This is a genomic window from Dictyobacter kobayashii (genome assembly GCF_003967555.1).
GTDB lineage: Bacteria > Chloroflexota > Ktedonobacteria > Ktedonobacterales > Ktedonobacteraceae > Dictyobacter > Dictyobacter kobayashii.
In genome coordinates this window covers 3,394,026-3,412,307 of sequence record NZ_BIFS01000001.1, presented here as the reverse complement: position 1 = coordinate 3,412,307, position 18,282 = coordinate 3,394,026, and the positions used below count along the sequence as shown (strand labels likewise).

The following is an 18,282-nucleotide window of genomic DNA, read 5'->3' as shown; positions in this document are numbered from 1 at the left end:
CAGTCCAACCATCTGGCGTGAACACGTACCGATTCCTGGTCGACCTGGAAGTGGGATGAGTATAAAACGTCTTTCGTTGAAAGACCTCATCCAAGCTCCCTAGAAAGGAGGTGATCCAGCCGCACCTTCCGGTACGGCTACCTTGTTACGACTTCACCCCAATCACTGACCCCACCCTCGACGCTTGCCTCTCTTGCGAGTTAGCCCAGCGGCTTCAGGTGTTGCCAACTTTCGTGGTGTGACGGGCGGTGTGTACAAGACCCGGGAACGTATTCACCGTAGTGTGCTGACCTACGGTTACTAGCAACTCCAACTTCATGGAGGCGGGTTGCAGCCTCCAATCTGAACTGAGGCCAGGTTTGACGAGATTAGCTCCCCCTCGCGGGTTCGCAACTCTTTGTCCTGACCATTGTAGCGTGTGTGTCGCCCAAAGCGTAAGGGCCGTGCTGACTTGACGTCATCCCCGCCTTCCTCCGTTTTAAAACGGCAGTTTCGCTAGAAAAATTCAACTAACGACAGGGGTTGCGCTCGTTGCGGGACTTAACCCAACATCTCACGACACGAGCTGACGACAGCCATGCAGCACCTGTGGATCCGCCCCGAAGGGACAGCCCGTTACGGCTGGTGCAAATCCATGTCAAGCCTTGGTAAGGTTCTTCGCGTTGCATCGAATTAAACCACACGCTCCGCTGCTTGTGCGGGTCCCCGTCAATTCCTTTGAGTTTTAATCTTGCGACCGTACTCCCCAGGCGGACCACTTACTGTGTTAACTACGACACTGAAGGGGTCGATACCCCCAACGTCTAGTGGTCATCGTTTACGGCTAGGACTACCAGGGTATCTAATCCTGTTCGCTCCCCTAGCTTTCGCACCTGAGCGTCAGGTACTTCCCAGGACACTGCCTTCGCCATCGGTGTTCCTCCGGATATCTACGCATTTCACCACTCCACCCGGAATTCCGTGTCCCTCTGAAGCCCTCAAGTCAGACAGTTTCCATGGTCCTTCGTCGGTTGAGCCGACGACTGTCACCACAGACTTACCTGACCGCCTGCGTGCGCTTTACGCCCAATAAATCCGGACAACGCTTGCCCCCTACGTATTACCGCGGCTGCTGGCACGTAGTTAGCCGGGGCTGATTCCTCTGGTACCGTCCGTTCTCGTCCCAGAGAAAAGCAGTTTACGATCCGAAAACCTTCTTCCTGCACGCGGCGTTGCTCGTTCAGGGTTGCCCCCATTGACGAAAATTCCTCACTGCTGCCCCCCGTAGGAGTCTGGGCCGTTCTCAATCCCAGTGTGGCTGATCGTCCTCTCAGACCAGCTATCGATCGCAGTCTTGGTAGGCCATTACCCCACCAACTAACTAATCGAGCGCAGGCTCGTCCTCAGGCGCCCTTGCGGGCTTTGCTCGTTCCCGAGCATATGCGGTATTGTCGGCGATTTCTCGCCGGTATTCCTCACCTGGGGTAGATAACCCACGTGTTCCTCACCCGTCCGCCACTCCCTTATTGCTAAGGGCGTTCGACTTGCATGTGTTAGGCACGCCGCCAGCGTTTATCCTGAGCCAGGATCAAACTCGCCATCCAATTTTTTATATGAACATCGCGCTCAACGAGCGGATGTCAATTGCATGTGAAGTGCGATCATGGCCAATTTATAACATTGGCTTTATTTCGCAGATTAATGTGGCCGCTCAATGTTGCCATCAAGCGTCCGAATTGACAGGAACTGGTTTGTGTATTCACTGAGTTCCAGTTGCTGTTCTGCTTTCCACTCTTCAGTTGTCAAGGTACCAGGCGATCTTATTTTCTAGCTCGCCACAGCCATCGTAGTATCGCATACTCGTAGGGATTTGTCAAGTACTTTCTCAAACAAGTTTTTCAAGTCTCTTTCCCTCACCAATTGTTTCAAACATCCAAAATATAAGACACATATAGCCCGCATTGGACATTTTCACTGTGAGGAATTTAAAATCCCTGAGGGACCACGTTATCGTGGTTCGAACCTTAAAGTAATTGTTTTTGCGACAGCCAAAGTATATTAGCACATCGAGGCAGGCTTTGTCAAGGGTTTTCACCCAGACTTTTACAATTTTTCGACCAGTTGATGGAAAATTTGTTTTCTGTCTCTGTGACGAAGGTCATTATGCCATGCGGCGGTGCCCCTGTCAAGCATTTTCCATAGAAAAGGACGAGATTACCTTAATCAGGTAATCTCGTCCTTTTCTATGGGGCTTTTTTCCTTATTAAATTAAACATTAACCAGTTTAGCTGGTCAATGTATTAAGGTAGTCTGAAGGCAAAGCACAACCACCATAGAGCCTGGACAGAAGCTGCAATTGATCTACAACGGTAGCAGATTTACTACCGCAGCGCATAACTAACTTTCTATCCCCCATGTTTAGATCCTGGCGAATAGGCTTAGGATGATTTTGCATGTCGAGAATACCTATCGGCCATTGCACCCCTTGATCAAAGAAATCTTTACCGCTGAAGTAAAAGAACGGTACCTTTAATTGTTCGACCGTTTGTACATCTGTAATCAAGGTGAGAATATGCGATGCCGCCAGTTCATATGGGCTATCAACATTAATGCCGCAACCTTTGAAACAGCCAGTACCTTCAATTACCCACATGTGGTTACCTAGCTGCCCCTTATCAATTTGAAACTGTTGTGACCAGAAATCAAACAGGTCAGATAAGTTGTTGGCTCCTGCCCAACCATTATGCCAGCTGTCAATCAGCCCAATAATTTGATTGCGCCAATTCCAGTTTCCACCCGGATGCACACTGGTGTTCATGGCTGTTTGCATCTGATCCAGATAGCTGACCTGATTTACCAACAATTGATAGTCTGCCGCCGCTACATGGGGATCTAACGATCCAAGGATAACGGGTGTTGCAGTACGCACCTTGTGGATTGAAGTTTCACAAAGATCATAAAATTTGGCAAATCTTGCTGGTGGCACATATAAGAAGGACACAGATGAGTCCTGCTTCATTTGCTCATTACCGCATTGAACGGCATCAGGATAGGCCTGGGCAACATCATCAAACTTTGCCGTGTCGAACAGGCTATTATCGTTCGATTGGCAGATCGAAAACAAAACGCGAATACCTTTGTGGTGGTAAGTTTGAATGGTATTCTTCAACACGTTGCCACGTAAATTGCCCCAGCCACAGGTTGGATAACTTAAACGTACCCAGGGTATGCCAGTATAATTGACCGCAGGATCACCAGCAATGCCAAGCACTTTTGAGCGATCTTCAACAGGCAAGATTAGTGGTGCAGGTGTGGGCGAGGCTTTAATTTTAGGAGTAGGGGTAGGCCTGGTTGGTGTCGGTTGCCTGGTAGGAGTTACAATTGCTGTCGCTTGCTCAGGTGATGCACTCACCAGGCGATAGGAGAGCACAGCCAGAACGATACAAAGAACAGCGACGATAGTTAAAACGACTCCTCCAGGTTTCTTCAATATATTTAAAGCATTTTTCAATACATTCACGTTGTCATTTACCTCTAATTCCTCTCGAGAAGAGTTAATATATTTCAAGCAATGATTGATAATCTGTGATATTTTTCCTGATCGGATTTATGATAGCGGATATGCAACAAGTAGGAAAAAGAGCATCCTACCCACCCGAACATTAAGCATACTATATGTCAACGTTATTTTCCGATACAGAATTCACTAAAAATCTTATCTAATAGATCGTCACTGGCTGTTTCACCAGTTACCTCGCCAAGGGCATCATAAGCAGCCCGCAAATCAATGGAAACAAAATCCAAAGGTACATTTTGCTCTAATGAATAGAACGATGCCTTTAGTTGCTCTGTGGCACGACGCAAGGCCTCTTGATGCCGCGTACTTGTTACAAGTACACTCTCGCTATAAAGCATCCTGCCCGCCAATATTAAATCGGTCAGTGTATCTTCTAATTGTTTCAGGCCGGTATCAGAAAAAGTAGAGGTGGAAATAAATACACTATCAGGCCATAACTGTTTCAACTCTGAGACGTCGATCTTTTGCTCACGATCCGCTTTATTTAGCACCAGCAACACTGGACGCTTGCGGGCAGTCCCCTCTTCATTACTTGCCTGTACACCAAATCCCATCTGCTGAACTTCAGCAGATACCAGGCGATCTTGTTCGGTTAATGGTTCAGAGCCATCAAAGACCAGTAGTACGACATCGGCACTCTCAGCAGCGGCACGGCTACGCTGCACACCTATTTGCTCAACGGGATCATCCGTTGGGGTAATGCCAGCGGTATCAATTAAGTGGAGAGGAACACCACGTAAGTTAGCGGCTTCTTCGACAGTATCACGCGTTGTGCCCGCTATCGGGGTGACGATGGCGCGTTCTGTACGTAAAAACGCATTGAGCAGGCTGGATTTACCTACATTGGGCCGCCCGATAATAGCGGTGCGCACTCCCTGGCGATAGAGCCTCCCCTGATCCGAACCTGCCAGTAAAACAGAGACCAGCTTCTGTGCTTCGGCGATAAGAGGACGTAATTCTTCAGGCTGTGGCGTTGGAATATCATCTTCAGGAAAATCAATACTCGCCTCAATACGCGCAATCACGCCCAGAATAGCATGGCGCGCCTGCTGGATCTGATCCGACAGCCGTCCACGCAACTGCTGCAAGGCTAGACGTTGGCCAGCTTCAGTCTCAGACTCAATAAGATCCATCACAGCTTCAGCCTGGGCCAGATCCAGACGCCCATTGAGAAAGGCGCGCATTGTAAATTCGCCCGGATTAGCCATACGCGCCCCTTGCGCTAAAACGGCACGCAAGATACGGCGCAAGATTAAGGGACCACCATGACCTTGAATTTCTACCACATGCTCACGGGTATAGGTATGCGGAGCATGCATGAAGGCTACCAGGACCTCATCGAGAATCTCTCTGGTATCCGGATCAATGATATGCCCAAATGTTAATTTATGGGAGGGCGGAAGCTCGGTTTGATTCCCAGGCCTCTTAAAAAGAGGGAGAACCAATTCAAACGCGTCACTTCCACTCACACGAATGACGCCAACCCCACCTACACCGGGCGGAGTAGCGATAGCAGCTATTGTATCATTATGCATATGGCGATTATATCATAAGCCAATTTTCCGAGTCTACCAAACTTCCTACAGCCCATAGCGGCTATATACATCAAGCTTGAGCACCAACCGCAGTATTAAAGCCAGGCTCACTGGATCAATAAACAAATATTCTTTTTTGAGAGAGAAAACTTTGGGTGCCTTAAAAAAATACCTCTTCATTAACGATGCTCGTCATCACAGGAATAAGAATGAACCTCTACCACTCTTCTATTACACTAACCCGCTCACTCCTTGATACAGGAAGAACACGCCAAAAGCGAATGAGACCACAATAAGAATGACGCGATCATAGCGGGTCAACCAGGTTGAGAATTTCTGTAGCATGGTCTGAGATCGCCTGGGACTGATTATCCGAATAAAGAGGGGGAGCAGGACCGAAGTTTGAGTCAGCAGAATAAACAGGAAAAAAGCCACGATACTGGACTGTAGTCCTACTTTCGCTTCGCTAATCGTGCCAAGAGCGCTCAGAGTAAAAACCCAGAACTTCGGGCCGATGAGCACTATGCTAAAACCAATGCCGAACGCTTTCAGTGGAGTGAGGCTCGCAATCCGGGTCAACCACCGGGGAGGTGGAGCATCCGGGTCGTCCTCTTTCAGCCACTTTTTGTATGCGGTAATCAGTAACAGGATACCGAGCACCAACAGCAACGTCGAAACAACTGGACCCTTTCCGCCGCTCTTTCCTGCCGAGTCGGCTGTGCTCCTGCCCAGAACCAGCAGAAAAAACAAGCCTTGCAGCAAGCGCAAGAGTGTCATTCCACACACATAGGCTGCCGACTTGAGCAATCCCTGTCGAGGACTCTGGAGGAGCAAGATATTGATGATAATCTGTGCTGGCACCAGTGTACCGCCGAGAATCAAAGGCAGCAGCGAGAGAATTAAGGATCCCATGGTTCCTCCTTTCGAGGTCACCATATTATTTCGGATTAAACGTACGCTAAGGGGCGAAGCCTCTTGGAAGACAGTACAATGTCTAACAGGCCCCACATTGCTTACATCGAGCATATACCCCTGGCACAAAAGGGCATTGCCATAGTTTTATATTAATCGCATTTGCTCGTTTATAAGTAAAAATATGTATCTTACCACTTAGCGTATATGTGATAGAACTGAATAATTTGTATCTATATATCAATATACCAAACAGCAATATTTAAGCTTGCAGAAGTTACACAGCGGGCACTTATGACAAAAGGAATTGTCTATGTCTATACAAAATTCTGATAGCAGCACGCCTCCGTCCCAGGCCGACAATAAAAATGGCTGCCTGATATGGTTTGTGGTTATCTTGCTGCTTATCGCAACCATCAAAATCTATCCTCTGACCCTGCATCCACTCGCCAACCTGGACATGATCCTGGCATATCTCGCTCTACCTGGCATTATTCTTTTACTGCTTACTCCCTGGGCTAAAAGTTTCCTGGAGAGGTTTCGTCCTAACGGGGTGAGCGCTTTGGTAGTAGGAATAACATGTTATTTCATTACTCTGGTAGCACCATTCAGTTGGAAAACTATTGTTTCGACAATTATTATCTGGTTGGTTTCTTATTTCACGCTGTCCTCTAGATCATTCCAACGCCTATGGCCCTACAGTTTTTTCCAAAATCAAAAATTGCAGCGAGGAGAATTGTTGATTGCAGTCAGCATACTGCTGGCATTCATGATCATGTTTCTTGTGATCGGTGGTACAAGAATCTATGCCATCGCAAACCAGCAACCAGTGGATTATATACAACTTTTTATGCTGATAGCATTGCTTATTCTACTACCTGCCATGCTGGTTTTTCTCTCCTGGTGCTTCGCGAAGAATCAAAGCAGGTCAGGGAAGAGCCAGGAAGATCCCGAAGCTGGCAAGAACAAGCGCGATACGCCACGGGCACCACACTTTTTCAGAGCATTGTAAACATAATCATCTGTTAGCGACTGCTTCTTCAATGAATAATGCGCTCGGGATGGGTATAAACATTCATCGAGTGGTTGCGTAAAAAACCAATCAAGGTGATACCACCTTTTTCGGCAAGCTCAACAGCCATGCTGGAGGGGCCGAGATCGCTGCCACACAGGGAATACGAGCCAGCAGGGCTTTCTGAATAATTTCGAAGGAGGTACGACCGCTCACCATAAGGATATGTTCGTTATAGGGAAAAATGTACTCCTGCAGGCCATAGCCGATCAGTTTATCAACGGCGTTATGCCGTCCTATATCTTCACGTAATGCCAGCAATTCACCTTCGCGGGTAAAGAGGCCCGCAGCATGAAGTCCTCCAGTATGCCGGAATACAGCTTGCTCGGCACTGAGACGGGGCGCCAATCCATAGCATGTCTCAGCAGAGATACGTATTTCGTCAGCTTCGAGGGCTGGTACGGATAACATCAGGTCCGCGATGCTATTCTTGCCACAGAGACCACAACTGGCTGAGACTGCGAAGTGGCGCTCAAATTTTGCTGGCTGCGGCTGTAAAGATTCCTGGTAGGTCGTACTGCGCAGCGTTACATTGACGACATTTTCCAGTGGCAGACCATCCTCATCCTGTTCGTTTTTCACATCAACTACATCTTGCGCACCTTGAATAATACCCTCAGACAACAAAAAACCCAGCGCCAGTTCCACGTCATGGCCGGGGGTACGCATGATGACGGCCAGACTCTGATGTCCAATCCGTACTTCAAAGGGTTCTTCCGCCGTTACATGCTCTTCTTTGGGAGTAGCTATATTATCTTGCCAGTGGACAACCTGTATTTCCGTGACACGTTCAGGATCAAGCTCCGAACGCCAGCTGTGAGAAAGTGTCATATGCGCCTGCTTCTTCGTCCTTCGTTGATGATCGGCTGCGTTGTCGGTGCTCTTCATCAAAATCACGCACCACATTGCCAGCAATTGAAAAAACCATTGTTCCCAATAGATAGCGATGTTCCCAGTGTACCATATTCATACCTTCCAGCACTTTACATAACTATTCATTGGGAATAAACGCTTCTCTTAGCTTTTCTCGCAGGATAGGCAGGCGATTTCTGCGCCTCCAGTCAGGCCACTAGCTCTATCAATGCAACAGAGGCAGAGTAGATAGCTCATATTGCATTGACGGTCATTACCGCGCGTGTTAGGATATGCGCAACAAAACGTTGCACTCTCAAAGATGATAGGAACCAGAGATGCATTCTTTTCTGCAGTCAAGTAATGATTTATTGCGCCAGCGAGGCTATCGCCTTACGCCCCAGCGCCATATGATTCTAAGTGTAATTCAAGAAGCTGAAGAACACTTAAGCATTGACCAGATTATGGAGCGTGTTCAACAGTTAAATCCGTATGTGAGCTTATCTACTGTCTATCGAACGATTGAATTGCTCAAGAGCGTTGGCCTGATACGAGAGAGCCATCTCCCTGGTGAGCAACCATTATATGAGACAGCCGAAGGTCATGCCCATCATCATCTAGTCTGCCGCCGCTGCCGAGCTACATTCCATCTCAATGAAGAATTATTAGGCAATTTGAATGAGCAACTACAAAAACAATATCACTTTCATGGCCTTTCCTTAGAACTGGTGGCCGCGGGATATTGCGATGTGTGTTGGAAAAAGATCCAGCAAGAACTGGCTCAGGAACAAGAGCTGTCTCAAGAATAGGCAACCACATAGCAGATTACCTGTATTAGCGCCCTATAACTTTTTCTCATTACCAACCAGGCAATAAACATATCCCCAGCGATACTCAAGAATGGAGTTGCCATAATCCTTGCTCTGGACAATAGAGATAAGGATTATTGGCTGGAGGCAGGGTTGCCTTGATATATCCCTTGCGAAAAATCTCCTGATACATTTGCCATATGGCAGGACCAACCGCGTATGCACCTTCGCCAGCATTTTCGCGCATGGCTACAATAGAAACAACTGGCATTTGATCTGGATTATCAAGCCAGAAAGGAGCCTGAGTTAACATCCAGGCATGGGGTTTTAGCCCACCACCTACTTCTGCCGTTCCCGTTTTTCCAATAATGCCATCTGTATAGCCAAAGGTCTTGTTAAGACGCCAGGCACTTCCACAGGTGGTCACTCCATTCATCGCTTGCCGTATCTGATAGGCGATATCTTTACCAACCACAATACTCAATACCTCGGGACTCGATACCTGCACCGGATTACCATCTTTATCCAGAATCTTCGCGACCAATATGGGACGCATCAGAACTCCATTATTCGCTATTGCATTATCAATCAATGTCATCTGGAACGGCGTAATATCATCGATACCTTGTCCAAAGGCATTGCTTGCCAGTTGTAACGTCGATAGAGGACGATGATCTCGATTCTCCACGCTACTACGAACAAGGGGCAGATCAAATGGCAGATTCTGATCAATATAGAAGCGCTGTGCATATTCCAACCATTTTTCGCTGCCCACCCGGACTCCCAGCTGGGCAAAAACGAGATTATCCGAATTGGCATAGGCATAAGTAGTTGTAATTGGAAAATGGAAGGTATACATACCGTACCCTAGATTATTACCTAGAATGGATCGCCCTTCATATACAACGGGTCCCAGAGCCTCTTGCTTCGACCAGGGACTGTCCAGGGTGGTCACACCCATATCCAGGGCAGCTAACAACGTTAGCGTCTTAAAAATCGATCCTGGAGCATAGCGCGCCTTAAGCGGGCGCATAAGCAATGGCTGATCCTTATTCTGATTTACCTGATTAAAATAGGAGAGGTCGCCGTGGGCTAATGTCTGTACCATCCGATTAGGATCATAGCCTGGGGCACTGACCATGGCTAAAATTTCTCCTGTTTGGGGATTCGAAACAATCACAGCTCCTCGCGTTGACTCATAGGCCATGCCACGAAAAGAGGGGCGCTGATAGAGTTCATCAGTGGCTGGATGATAGTGGGTAAAGTATTGATTGACCAGGCGCTGAATACGCACATCAATGGTCAGATAAATATCATTGCCAATAAAACGGCTATGCAAGGTCTGGTTAATTAGATCATCAAGAGGAATGCGATTCTCTACCCCATCCAGGATATCACTGTATTGCTTTTCAATACCATCAACCAGGCCATACTCGGGCACGTAGTAGCCAATCAAACCCGCTAGAGATGGCTCACTATAATGGCGGATATAACCGCATAACGCTGTCTTATCAGGTATGGATTGAGCCAGTACCACTCCATTTCGATCCAGAATGCGCCCACGCAATGGGGCATTTTGTAATAAGCAATGGCGCTGATTATGCACATTGGCCGTAAGTGCCGGGGCGGCAACCACTTGCCAGTACACCAGGCAAAGACTCAAAAGCAGAAACAGAAACAGAAAAATGTTGGCTACATAGCGAATACTCGCATTAATACTCATTAGCCACCTCCCTATCTACATCACATCCCTTATGTTTATGTTACCACCACTCGATATTTTATGTTCCTTCTATCTTTATTATTCATGCTCCATTAAAAAAAGCGGAAAGATGGCACAGCAAGACGATATTGAGATAGGATGCAAAAAAGGAAAACTTTCTTTTAATGAAAGTTTTCCTTTTTTGCAGTGATACCTATCAGCTCTTTTTTATTGCTGCAGGTAAGAGCGATAATTACGCAGTGTTTCTTCAATACTATCGCCGCCAAATTTATCCAGTAAAGCCTCGGTTAGCACAATCGACATCATTGCCTCTCCAACCACACCTGCCGCTGGTACAACACAGACATCGCTGCGCTCATAGCGGCTCTGGTCAATATTCTCTTTGGTGGCGAGATCAACTGAAGGCAGAGGATGAGCCAGCGTCGGAATTGGCTTGACACCAACACGTACGACGATAGGCTCTCCATTCGAGATGCCACCCTCAATACCACCCGCATTGTTGGTTAAATGAGACCAGCTACCATTTTCCTCGTGGCGCAAAACATCGTGTACATGTGATCCGGTAGTACGGGTGGCATCGAAACCCGCCCCGATCTCTACTCCCTTCACAGAAGGAATACTCATCATAGCCATACCAACGCGTGTGCTCAAACGCCGGTCCCACTGACTGAAAGATCCCAACCCTATGGGTACACCAAAGGCGGCTACTTCAAAAACACCTCCACAGGTATCACCATCACGTTTGGCTTCCAAAATGCGCGCAATCATTTTCTCAGTTAGTTCAGCATCGGCGCAGCGCATTGCGGACTCTTCGACCTGACGCCACATGTCCTCAGGATAAGCATCACCAGTCATAGAACGGGAAATATCATAGCCTACATTAGCAACCGAGAGCACATGACTATGCACGGTAATACCAAATTGAGAGAGAAACTGCCGGCACAGGCCACCAACCGCTACCCGTGAAGCAGTTTCACGTGAGCTTGAACGCTCAATAACATTGCGTACATCATCATGCCCATATTTGACTGAACCAGTAAAATCAGCATGGCCAGGACGCACCCGGGTGACGGGTTCCATCTCAGCTTCTACCGGTGCTGCATTCATACGCTCTTCCCAGTTTACCCAATCCAGATTTTCCACTTGCATGGTAATTGGAGAACCCAGCGTTTTACCATGACGTACACCGGCGAGGAAACGGATAGCATCCTTCTCAATCTTCATCCGGCCTCCACGTCCATAGCCACCCTGTCGTCGACGTAAATCAGCGTCAACAACTTCTTTCTCAACCGCTAAACCCGCAGGTAGACCCTCGACAATCATAGTTAAGCAGGGGCCATGCGACTCCCCGGCTGTCAAGAAACGAAACATAATGCGAACTCCTCAAAATATACACAGCCTTATTCACTCCACATTGAGCTTGATAAAAAGAAACTGATAGTATACTCAATTGTACAACAGACAACATTTTCGCCCAAGATAGTTAACGACATTGTAAAAAAACTCAACATTTCCGTCAACAAAACAATCATTCATAGTGGTTATATAATAATTTGTGGGCAATAAATCGGTCTTCACGAAACCATCTCTCTATATATAACGTCTTTGATAGTAGTACACCTATCGCTTACTCGCTTGCATATTACTAAAAAAATAGAACAGCCACAGTGACATTTCCCATAACTTGTGTAATAAGCAATCTGTTTTAGTGAAGAATATATACAACTATTTCTCATTCTCTCTTCCCAACAAGTATGTTGTATGAGCATCCTTTTCACCAAATTTCAGCATAAATCTCGTAGAAAGCAAGCAGTAAAAATGCAGAAAAAAGCGAAATGCTAGCACGATAGCTTGAGTAGGTAGCACTATCTTTCTGCTGCTTTTACTAGCTTGATTATTGAAGCATGCACAGATTACATCGTTATTAAGGGCGTAAATTAAGAACTGTATTTGTAACACAAGCTATCATCTAACAGTATCTTTCGAATGCAGATTCCACTAACATATTGACACCATACATAAGTGTATTTTACAATACATTTGACCAGGATTTTGTGTATTTATTGACTCTCTCACTTAAAAAATTTTACATTTAGGAGGTAAACATGTCCCCTGAGCAACCATCAACAAAGATTGGCAAAACGGTAGGGGAAAAATTACGGGCAGCACGTATCACGCAACACTATACCCAGAGTCAACTTGCCGCCCCTGATTTCTCAGTCAGTTACATCTCAGCCATAGAACGGGGCCAGATTCATCCTTCGCTCCGTGCATTAGAAATTCTAGCGGCGCGTCTTGGTATGAGCTCCACTCAGCTGCTCCCTAATAAATCCCAACAGGAGGAACGAGCCAGTGCGGCTGCAGCTTTGAGCGAACGTGAAGAGGACGAGATAGAACTAGATTTACTCGATGCACAGATTCTAATTATACAAGGAGAAGCTACATCCGCAATCACACTGCTCGAACATATCTCGACCAGGCGATTGAAACGACAACATCAATTACAGCAGCGCTACCTTTTAGGCTGGGCTTATTATAAAGTAGGCCAGTATCAGGAAAGCGAATATATCCTGTCCGAGGCGATCCAGATAGCCAAAGAGTTGGACGCGCAATATCTGCATTTGCGCATTCTTCACCAGTTAGCATTGACATATGCGGCCATGCGCAATTTCGCGCAGGCTTTACTGGCTCATCAGCGTTGCCTGAATCAATTAGAAGAGAGTGGCATACAAGATCCATTTTTTACTGCTCAAATCTATATTCAAATGGGACAGTATCATACACGTCTAGAAAATTTCGAGCAGGCCTTAGAGGCTTTTCACAAAGCTCTTTCTATCACTGAAGAATTAACAACTCCACAAAGTATCCAGGCAACCTACGCTAATCTGAGTCAATATTATGCTGTAGCAAAAGATAATGAACTGGCAATGTTGTATGCCTATAAGAGCATTCAATTACACAATCTTGATATAATCAAACGCTTGCGCAGTGAGCTCTATCATTATCTGGGCCATGCCGTCATGCAAACAGATAGCCAGCAGGCTCGTAGCTATCTGGATGAAGCGCTACAATCCCCTACCGTTCTAAAGGATCATTTGACGCAGGCCAGTCTGCTGGCCCGCAATGCCGAATGGTACTTTGCGCAACAAAATTTAAAAGAGGCCGAGAGAATTGCGCTACAGGCTAATCAACTGGCACAAACCTTTGGGGATACAATCATTACGGCAGATACATTGATCGTTCTCGGTCGAATCGAATACGCAAAAACAGATTACGATCAGGGCGGTAAGCATTTCGTTGAGGGACTCGATATGCTAGAGCGTTTGGGTAGCCACGAGGAATTGGCGGATGAGTCTGTCCGCTACGCCCAGTTACTTGAAGAGATTGGCAAAGAACGAGAGGCCTTTACCCACATTCGACGCGCCTTCCAAAGTCGTCAAAAACTTGGGAAATAAGCTGTTTCACTACCATATTGACAATCAGGTGGTCGGCATAGCTTTGTTGAGGCAAAACTATGAAATCTTCCTGGTTGTCACTCCTGACTGCTAACCACAGGCGCCAACGTTGACAATTGCGTTTTCGAACATGCTATACTGTGCTCGGAAAGGGGGCACAGTTTATTTATGTCAATGCAATCCCATGATCAATCTGAAAAACCTGCTCAGCTCACCCATCTCGATGAGCATGGCAATATTCATATGGTTGATGTGACCAATAGGCCGGAGACCGTTCGAGAGGCAATTGCCCATGGGCGTGTGAGGATGCGGCCGGAGACCGTTCATTTAATTGAAAACAATCAGATTTCCAAGGGAGCGTGCTCGAGGTGGCGAAGATCGCGGGCATTATGGCTGCCAAGCAGACGCCTCAAATTATCCCTCTCTGTCATCCTCTGCCAATGACCCATATTGATCTGCAGTTCACGTTCGATAGTGAGGCAGGTTTGATCTTTATAGAAGGACGTACCCGCACTAATTATAAAACTGGCGTCGATGTCGAAGCGCTTACTGCCGTGACAGTTGCCGCGCTAACCATTTATGATATGTGCAAAGGGGTAGATACAACTATTACGCTGGAGCAAGCCTATATTGCACAAAAAAGTGGTGGTAAGAGCGGCACAGTCACATTTCAGCCTGACTAGTTGCTTTTACGAACCTCCAGTAACATAAACATGGCCTCAAGTAAGTTGCGCTCTTCAGCCTGCGACATACTCAACTCGGTCTGTCCAATTGGAGTGATCAGCATGCCATTTTCGTCAACCGGGACCGTGCTACGAATGGCATGCGGATTCCCGCCGCGCCAGCGCACTGGTTCCAGCAAGGATCCCAGGAAGACCGAGATAGTGACAAATTGGCCGCGCAGAGCTGGATCTAGATCTTGCAGGTGCAACTCCAGGGTTTCTCCATTTTGGGTCACGCTACCTTCTAAATTACGGGCCTGCAAGTGAATGATGGCGTTGTCGCCAGCATTGGTGCGCAAATTGATCTCTGGTCGCGTTGATGTTTTCCCACGGCGCACCCCGCCAGCGCCAACCATAACTGGTGTGTAAGAGTGGGTATTGGGCTCCTGGTCTGCTGGTGCACTGGCCCCTCCAAACAACGTCGCGACCCGCACCAGATCTTTTAAGGCTTGCCGGCGCAGTGAGCTCTGGTTGATATGTGCGCTCACCCGCAACGCCAGTTGCAATAATGAACGGGCAGCCTCATCGTTATCAATGTGCTCATGGCGCGCCTGGCGCAGGATAGCCTCGGCCTGGCTGATCAGCGATTGACTGAGATGGCTGAGCATTCGATGGGGTGTGGCGGATAACGTACGAGTACCCTGTCCCAATAAAGGTCGAACGCCCCGCGGCTGTACAGCAGCCCGCATCGCATCATAGAGGTCAAGATAAGCATGATGGCATTCGTGACATCCGGCCAGGTGGAAAAGGAGAGGCGCATAGTGAACCGTTGCCTGGGCATCGTTATTGAGTAGAGCCATGATGAAATCTGGGAGCTGCTGATAAAAAGATATATGATAGTCCCCGGTGAATTGAAGCTCTAAATGACTATCATTTTCTTCTGTGAGCTCACCTGTTTCACTGGTTGTCGTTTCGGGGAGCTGCAAAACTTGCTGCAGCCACTGTCCTAGCTTGCTGTAATTCCCGCGGAGTTCAGAGGACCTCCCAAAAATCGTCTCATCGTTCATAAGATCTTCTCCTTTAATGTCGGATGCCTGGCTCTACTCTTCTTTATAAAAACGCGATAGACGTTTCATCTGGGCCGAGGTAAGTTGTACTATCTCCTCGCCGTGCCAATCAAGGAGACCCTCAGAAGACAATTCTTGCAATCCTTTACGCACAGCTTGCACTGTAAGGTCGTTCTGCGCGAGTGTCTGAACGTCCACCTCGTATACATTCTTTTCAGACAAATGTTTCGTTGTATACATGGTTAAACGCAAAGCTACGGTAACTGTCAAATTTGAACTTTGCTGCTGTAAACAGTTGCGCAATTTTTTGTGCGCATGATCTTTGTGCTGGCTGATATGGGGATTGGGCTCGGCCGCAAAGGAAAAATCCAGCTCTTCCGCTAAGGTGTCTACCAGGTCGTCTGCCCCGATCTCTTGTAGCTCTTGCATGACGGCTTGCAGCTGATTGGGAGCTGCACTCAATACAGCGATACAGTGCTTCAGGATATTGCGCAACTCGCTTTGAGAAGCGACATGCAGGGTTATCGCTTCAGGTGTGGAGAAAGGCGTTTCACCCCATATCGACTCTACTGCATCTGAAAGAGGATTGTTGTCCCCCTCGTCTTCATCCGCTCCCTCTAGTTCAGCGGCTGAATTGACCTGTAACCGTCGTTTACGCAGGCGGTCAATCGCTTTATTCCTCACGCTGCGACTAAGAAAGGCATAAAACTGGGCATCGGTCAGTTGATCCAATGCGGTCTTTGGGGTGCGGTCTTCTCCCCCCAGGATACCCAGGCGTACAAGCTGCTCGACGACGTGCCCAATTACTGTATCAACTTCGAATGCATCATATTTTAAAGCACCTAAAAATCTTTGTGCATTTCTATGTAAGTAGGCATACAGTAATGGATAACTTTGCTCTGCCCGATACCTCAAGTCATTGGCTGTAAATGGCATTGCAGGATGTTCCTCCGAGGTGCCGATCCTATAAATAAGTATTGTATATCTACCTCTGTTAGACGACAGAGATGGATCAAATATATGGCTCAAAACTATTTAAACAAAGTTTCAAGTTCGCATTTTCTTGTACATTGTATATTGAAGACGTGTGGGACGCAACAAACTGCGCTCCTACAAAGGAATTCATTAAGTATAATTCCCTTTATAGGAGCGCAGTGATAAGTTTTGACGCCCGTAGAGCCGGGCGCATTCTCTCATTGGCTATGCTTATTCGATATCGCCACGCTTCCCAAGGCGCTGGTGCTCATAGGCTTTTTTGATGATGGTTAAACTGCGCTTGACGTCTCCACGCTCTTCCAATAAATTGGCATAGCGGAAGTACGCATCAGCTGCAATTTCGTGGGCATTTGAGGAGTCCAGCAATTCAAGAGCCTGGGTGAAGTATTGATCGGCCGCATCGTAATCTTCGAGTTGATGACGAATCTGGGCCAGCACAATTAAGGCCTGCCCCTGCGACTGTGAGTCACCACCTGCCTGGGCATACTGTAAGGCTTCCTGGGCCTCTGTTTCAGCCTCTTTGGAGTTACCGCGCTTGAGCAGTAGTTCAGCCAGGCCGGTATGGCAGATGGAGGCGGAAATCTCGTCATTCAGATCACGCTCAATGGCGATCGCCTGACGATATTCTTTCTCGGCGCCATCCAGATCTTGCTGCTTCTCCAGAGCTTTACCCAGACGCTGATGGGTCATACCCACAAGGCGTTGCTCGTCGCGCATCTCGTAGATGGCCAGGCTCTGCATCGCATATTCGCGCGCCATGGACAGCTTACCAACAGTTTTATAATGCTGGCTGATATCCATGTATTTTCTGGCAAAACTCTTGCTATCACGATTCATAGCATCCAGAGTTTCAAGCGCACGATGATAATAGGTAATGGCCTTTTCGAGATCACCCAGCCGGAAATAGTCATTAGCCAGGTTGCTAAACACTTCCAGTGAGAAAACAGGATCGGTAATTTGCCCATTCTCGATGGCGCCGTAACAACGCTGGTGATTTTCTACAGCCAGAGTATAGTTATAGAGTAAAAAGTAAGATTTTCCTAACAGGTTACGGGCCCGCTCAATATATTCACTGTCATTTAGCGCCTCACCTTGCGCTACAGCATTACGCAGGTCTACCACAGCTTCCTGGTACTCACCCGCACCCAAATGCACCTGGCCCTTTAATAAGTAGAGACGGTACACTTGATCTGTGGTTACACGGTCGGGCTGGATCGGATCCAGCAACGCTTCTGCCTGGTGATAATCTCCCTGCTGTACAAGAACATTGGCTTGTAGCAACTCAACATCAACACGCTGGTCAGGTCCTGAATCGGCAGGAGAATAACCAACCGCTCGTGCTTCAGCAGCGCCAGAGGGGGACCCTTCAAGGAGGAATGTCAGTGGTACATCCAGGCGGCGAGCCAGGATGGAGAGGGCTTTTAAGGAGGGACGTATCTTGCCTCGCTCAATGGCCGAAATGTATGAAATAGAAAATTCGGGGGCGGCCAGTTGAGCTTGAGTCATGCCCAATTTCGTACGAACTTCGCGAATATTCGTACCGACTCTTGCGGCAACAGCCTTCCCTACATTTGCAGTTTCAAGGGATGGCATGGAATAGTTCCTTTCAATGAGTAGTATGTTAAACGCTCTCGTTTAGAAGC

The 18,282-nt window shown here is 47.5% G+C and carries 12 protein-coding genes, 1 rRNA gene and 2 pseudogenes; 4 read left to right on the top strand and 11 right to left on the bottom strand.

The genetic code is table 11. From position 1 onward, the window contains the following. Positions 1-103: 103 nt before the first annotated feature. The 4 genes from EL645_RS14960 to EL645_RS14945 form a co-directional block, all read right to left on the bottom strand. Positions 104-1,583: ribosomal RNA gene (locus EL645_RS14960) — 16S ribosomal RNA — on the bottom strand. A 680-nt stretch (positions 1,584-2,263) separates the two neighbouring features. Then, positions 2,264-3,499 (bottom strand): hypothetical protein, encoded by a 1,236-nt coding sequence (locus EL645_RS14955; protein ID WP_126551265.1) that lies wholly within the window; start codon positions 3,497-3,499, stop codon positions 2,264-2,266. 164 nt (positions 3,500-3,663) lie between these two features. Then, the gene (mnmE, locus tag EL645_RS14950) at positions 3,664-5,091 is read right to left on the bottom strand and encodes a tRNA uridine-5-carboxymethylaminomethyl(34) synthesis GTPase MnmE (RefSeq protein ID WP_126551264.1); all 1,428 of its coding nucleotides are present in this window, start codon (positions 5,089-5,091) and stop codon (positions 3,664-3,666) included. A 231-nt stretch (positions 5,092-5,322) separates the two neighbouring features. Beyond that, the gene (locus EL645_RS14945) at positions 5,323-6,003 is read right to left on the bottom strand and encodes a GAP family protein (RefSeq protein ID WP_126551263.1); all 681 of its coding nucleotides are present in this window, start codon (positions 6,001-6,003) and stop codon (positions 5,323-5,325) included. A 313-nt stretch (positions 6,004-6,316) separates the two neighbouring features. Between EL645_RS14945 and EL645_RS14940 the strand changes: the two genes are divergently transcribed. Further along, the gene (locus tag EL645_RS14940) at positions 6,317-7,015 is read left to right on the top strand and encodes a hypothetical protein (RefSeq protein WP_126551262.1); all 699 of its coding nucleotides are present in this window, start codon (positions 6,317-6,319) and stop codon (positions 7,013-7,015) included. 28 nt (positions 7,016-7,043) lie between these two features. On the opposite strand, the pseudogene fdhD reads toward EL645_RS14940, so the two are convergent. Both fdhD and EL645_RS39305 read right to left on the bottom strand, forming a co-directional pair. Continuing rightward, positions 7,044-7,744, bottom strand: a pseudogene (gene fdhD / locus EL645_RS14935) (formate dehydrogenase accessory sulfurtransferase FdhD). A gap of 127 nt (positions 7,745-7,871) precedes the next feature. Next, on the bottom strand, positions 7,872-8,045 hold the full coding sequence (locus tag EL645_RS39305) for a hypothetical protein (protein ID WP_161977375.1): 174 nt from the start codon (positions 8,043-8,045) through the stop codon (positions 7,872-7,874). Between the two features lie 220 nt (positions 8,046-8,265). On the opposite strand from EL645_RS39305, the gene EL645_RS14930 reads away from it, so the two are divergent. Beyond that, a complete protein-coding gene (locus EL645_RS14930; RefSeq protein ID WP_126551261.1) occupies positions 8,266-8,736 on the top strand; it encodes a Fur family transcriptional regulator in 471 nt (156 codons plus the stop codon). A gap of 85 nt (positions 8,737-8,821) precedes the next feature. On the opposite strand, the gene EL645_RS14925 is transcribed toward EL645_RS14930, so the two are convergent. Together EL645_RS14925 and aroC are read right to left on the bottom strand one after the other, a co-directional pair. Further along, positions 8,822-10,459, bottom strand: a complete 1,638-nt coding sequence (locus EL645_RS14925; RefSeq protein ID WP_126551260.1) for a penicillin-binding transpeptidase domain-containing protein — start codon at positions 10,457-10,459, stop codon at positions 8,822-8,824. A 207-nt stretch (positions 10,460-10,666) separates the two neighbouring features. Next, positions 10,667-11,830, bottom strand: coding sequence for a chorismate synthase (gene aroC / locus EL645_RS14920; protein WP_126551259.1), 1,164 nt, complete (start codon positions 11,828-11,830; stop codon positions 10,667-10,669). 734 nt (positions 11,831-12,564) lie between these two features. On the opposite strand from aroC, the gene EL645_RS14915 reads away from it, so the two are divergent. Together EL645_RS14915 and moaC are read left to right on the top strand one after the other, a co-directional pair. After that, positions 12,565-13,914, top strand: coding sequence for a helix-turn-helix domain-containing protein (locus tag EL645_RS14915; protein ID WP_126551258.1), 1,350 nt, complete (start codon positions 12,565-12,567; stop codon positions 13,912-13,914). Positions 13,915-14,082: 168 nt separating this feature from the next. Then, positions 14,083-14,597 (top strand): annotated as a pseudogene (gene moaC, locus EL645_RS45430) (cyclic pyranopterin monophosphate synthase MoaC). Here moaC and EL645_RS14905 read toward each other — a convergent pair. The 3 genes from EL645_RS14905 to EL645_RS14895 form a co-directional block, all read right to left on the bottom strand. After that, on the bottom strand, positions 14,594-15,643 hold the full coding sequence (locus tag EL645_RS14905; protein WP_126551257.1) for a hypothetical protein: 1,050 nt from the start codon (positions 15,641-15,643) through the stop codon (positions 14,594-14,596). The pseudogene moaC and the gene EL645_RS14905 sit on opposite strands and share 4 nt — an antisense overlap. Positions 15,644-15,676: 33 nt before the next feature. Further along, positions 15,677-16,579 carry a hypothetical protein gene (locus EL645_RS14900; protein WP_126551256.1) on the bottom strand — a complete coding sequence of 301 codons (903 nt, stop codon included), beginning with the start codon at positions 16,577-16,579 and terminating at the stop codon, positions 15,677-15,679. Between the two features lie 270 nt (positions 16,580-16,849). Next, positions 16,850-18,232, bottom strand: a complete 1,383-nt coding sequence (locus tag EL645_RS14895) for a helix-turn-helix domain-containing protein (RefSeq protein WP_126551255.1) — start codon at positions 18,230-18,232, stop codon at positions 16,850-16,852. Between the last annotated feature and the right edge of the window lie 50 nt (positions 18,233-18,282).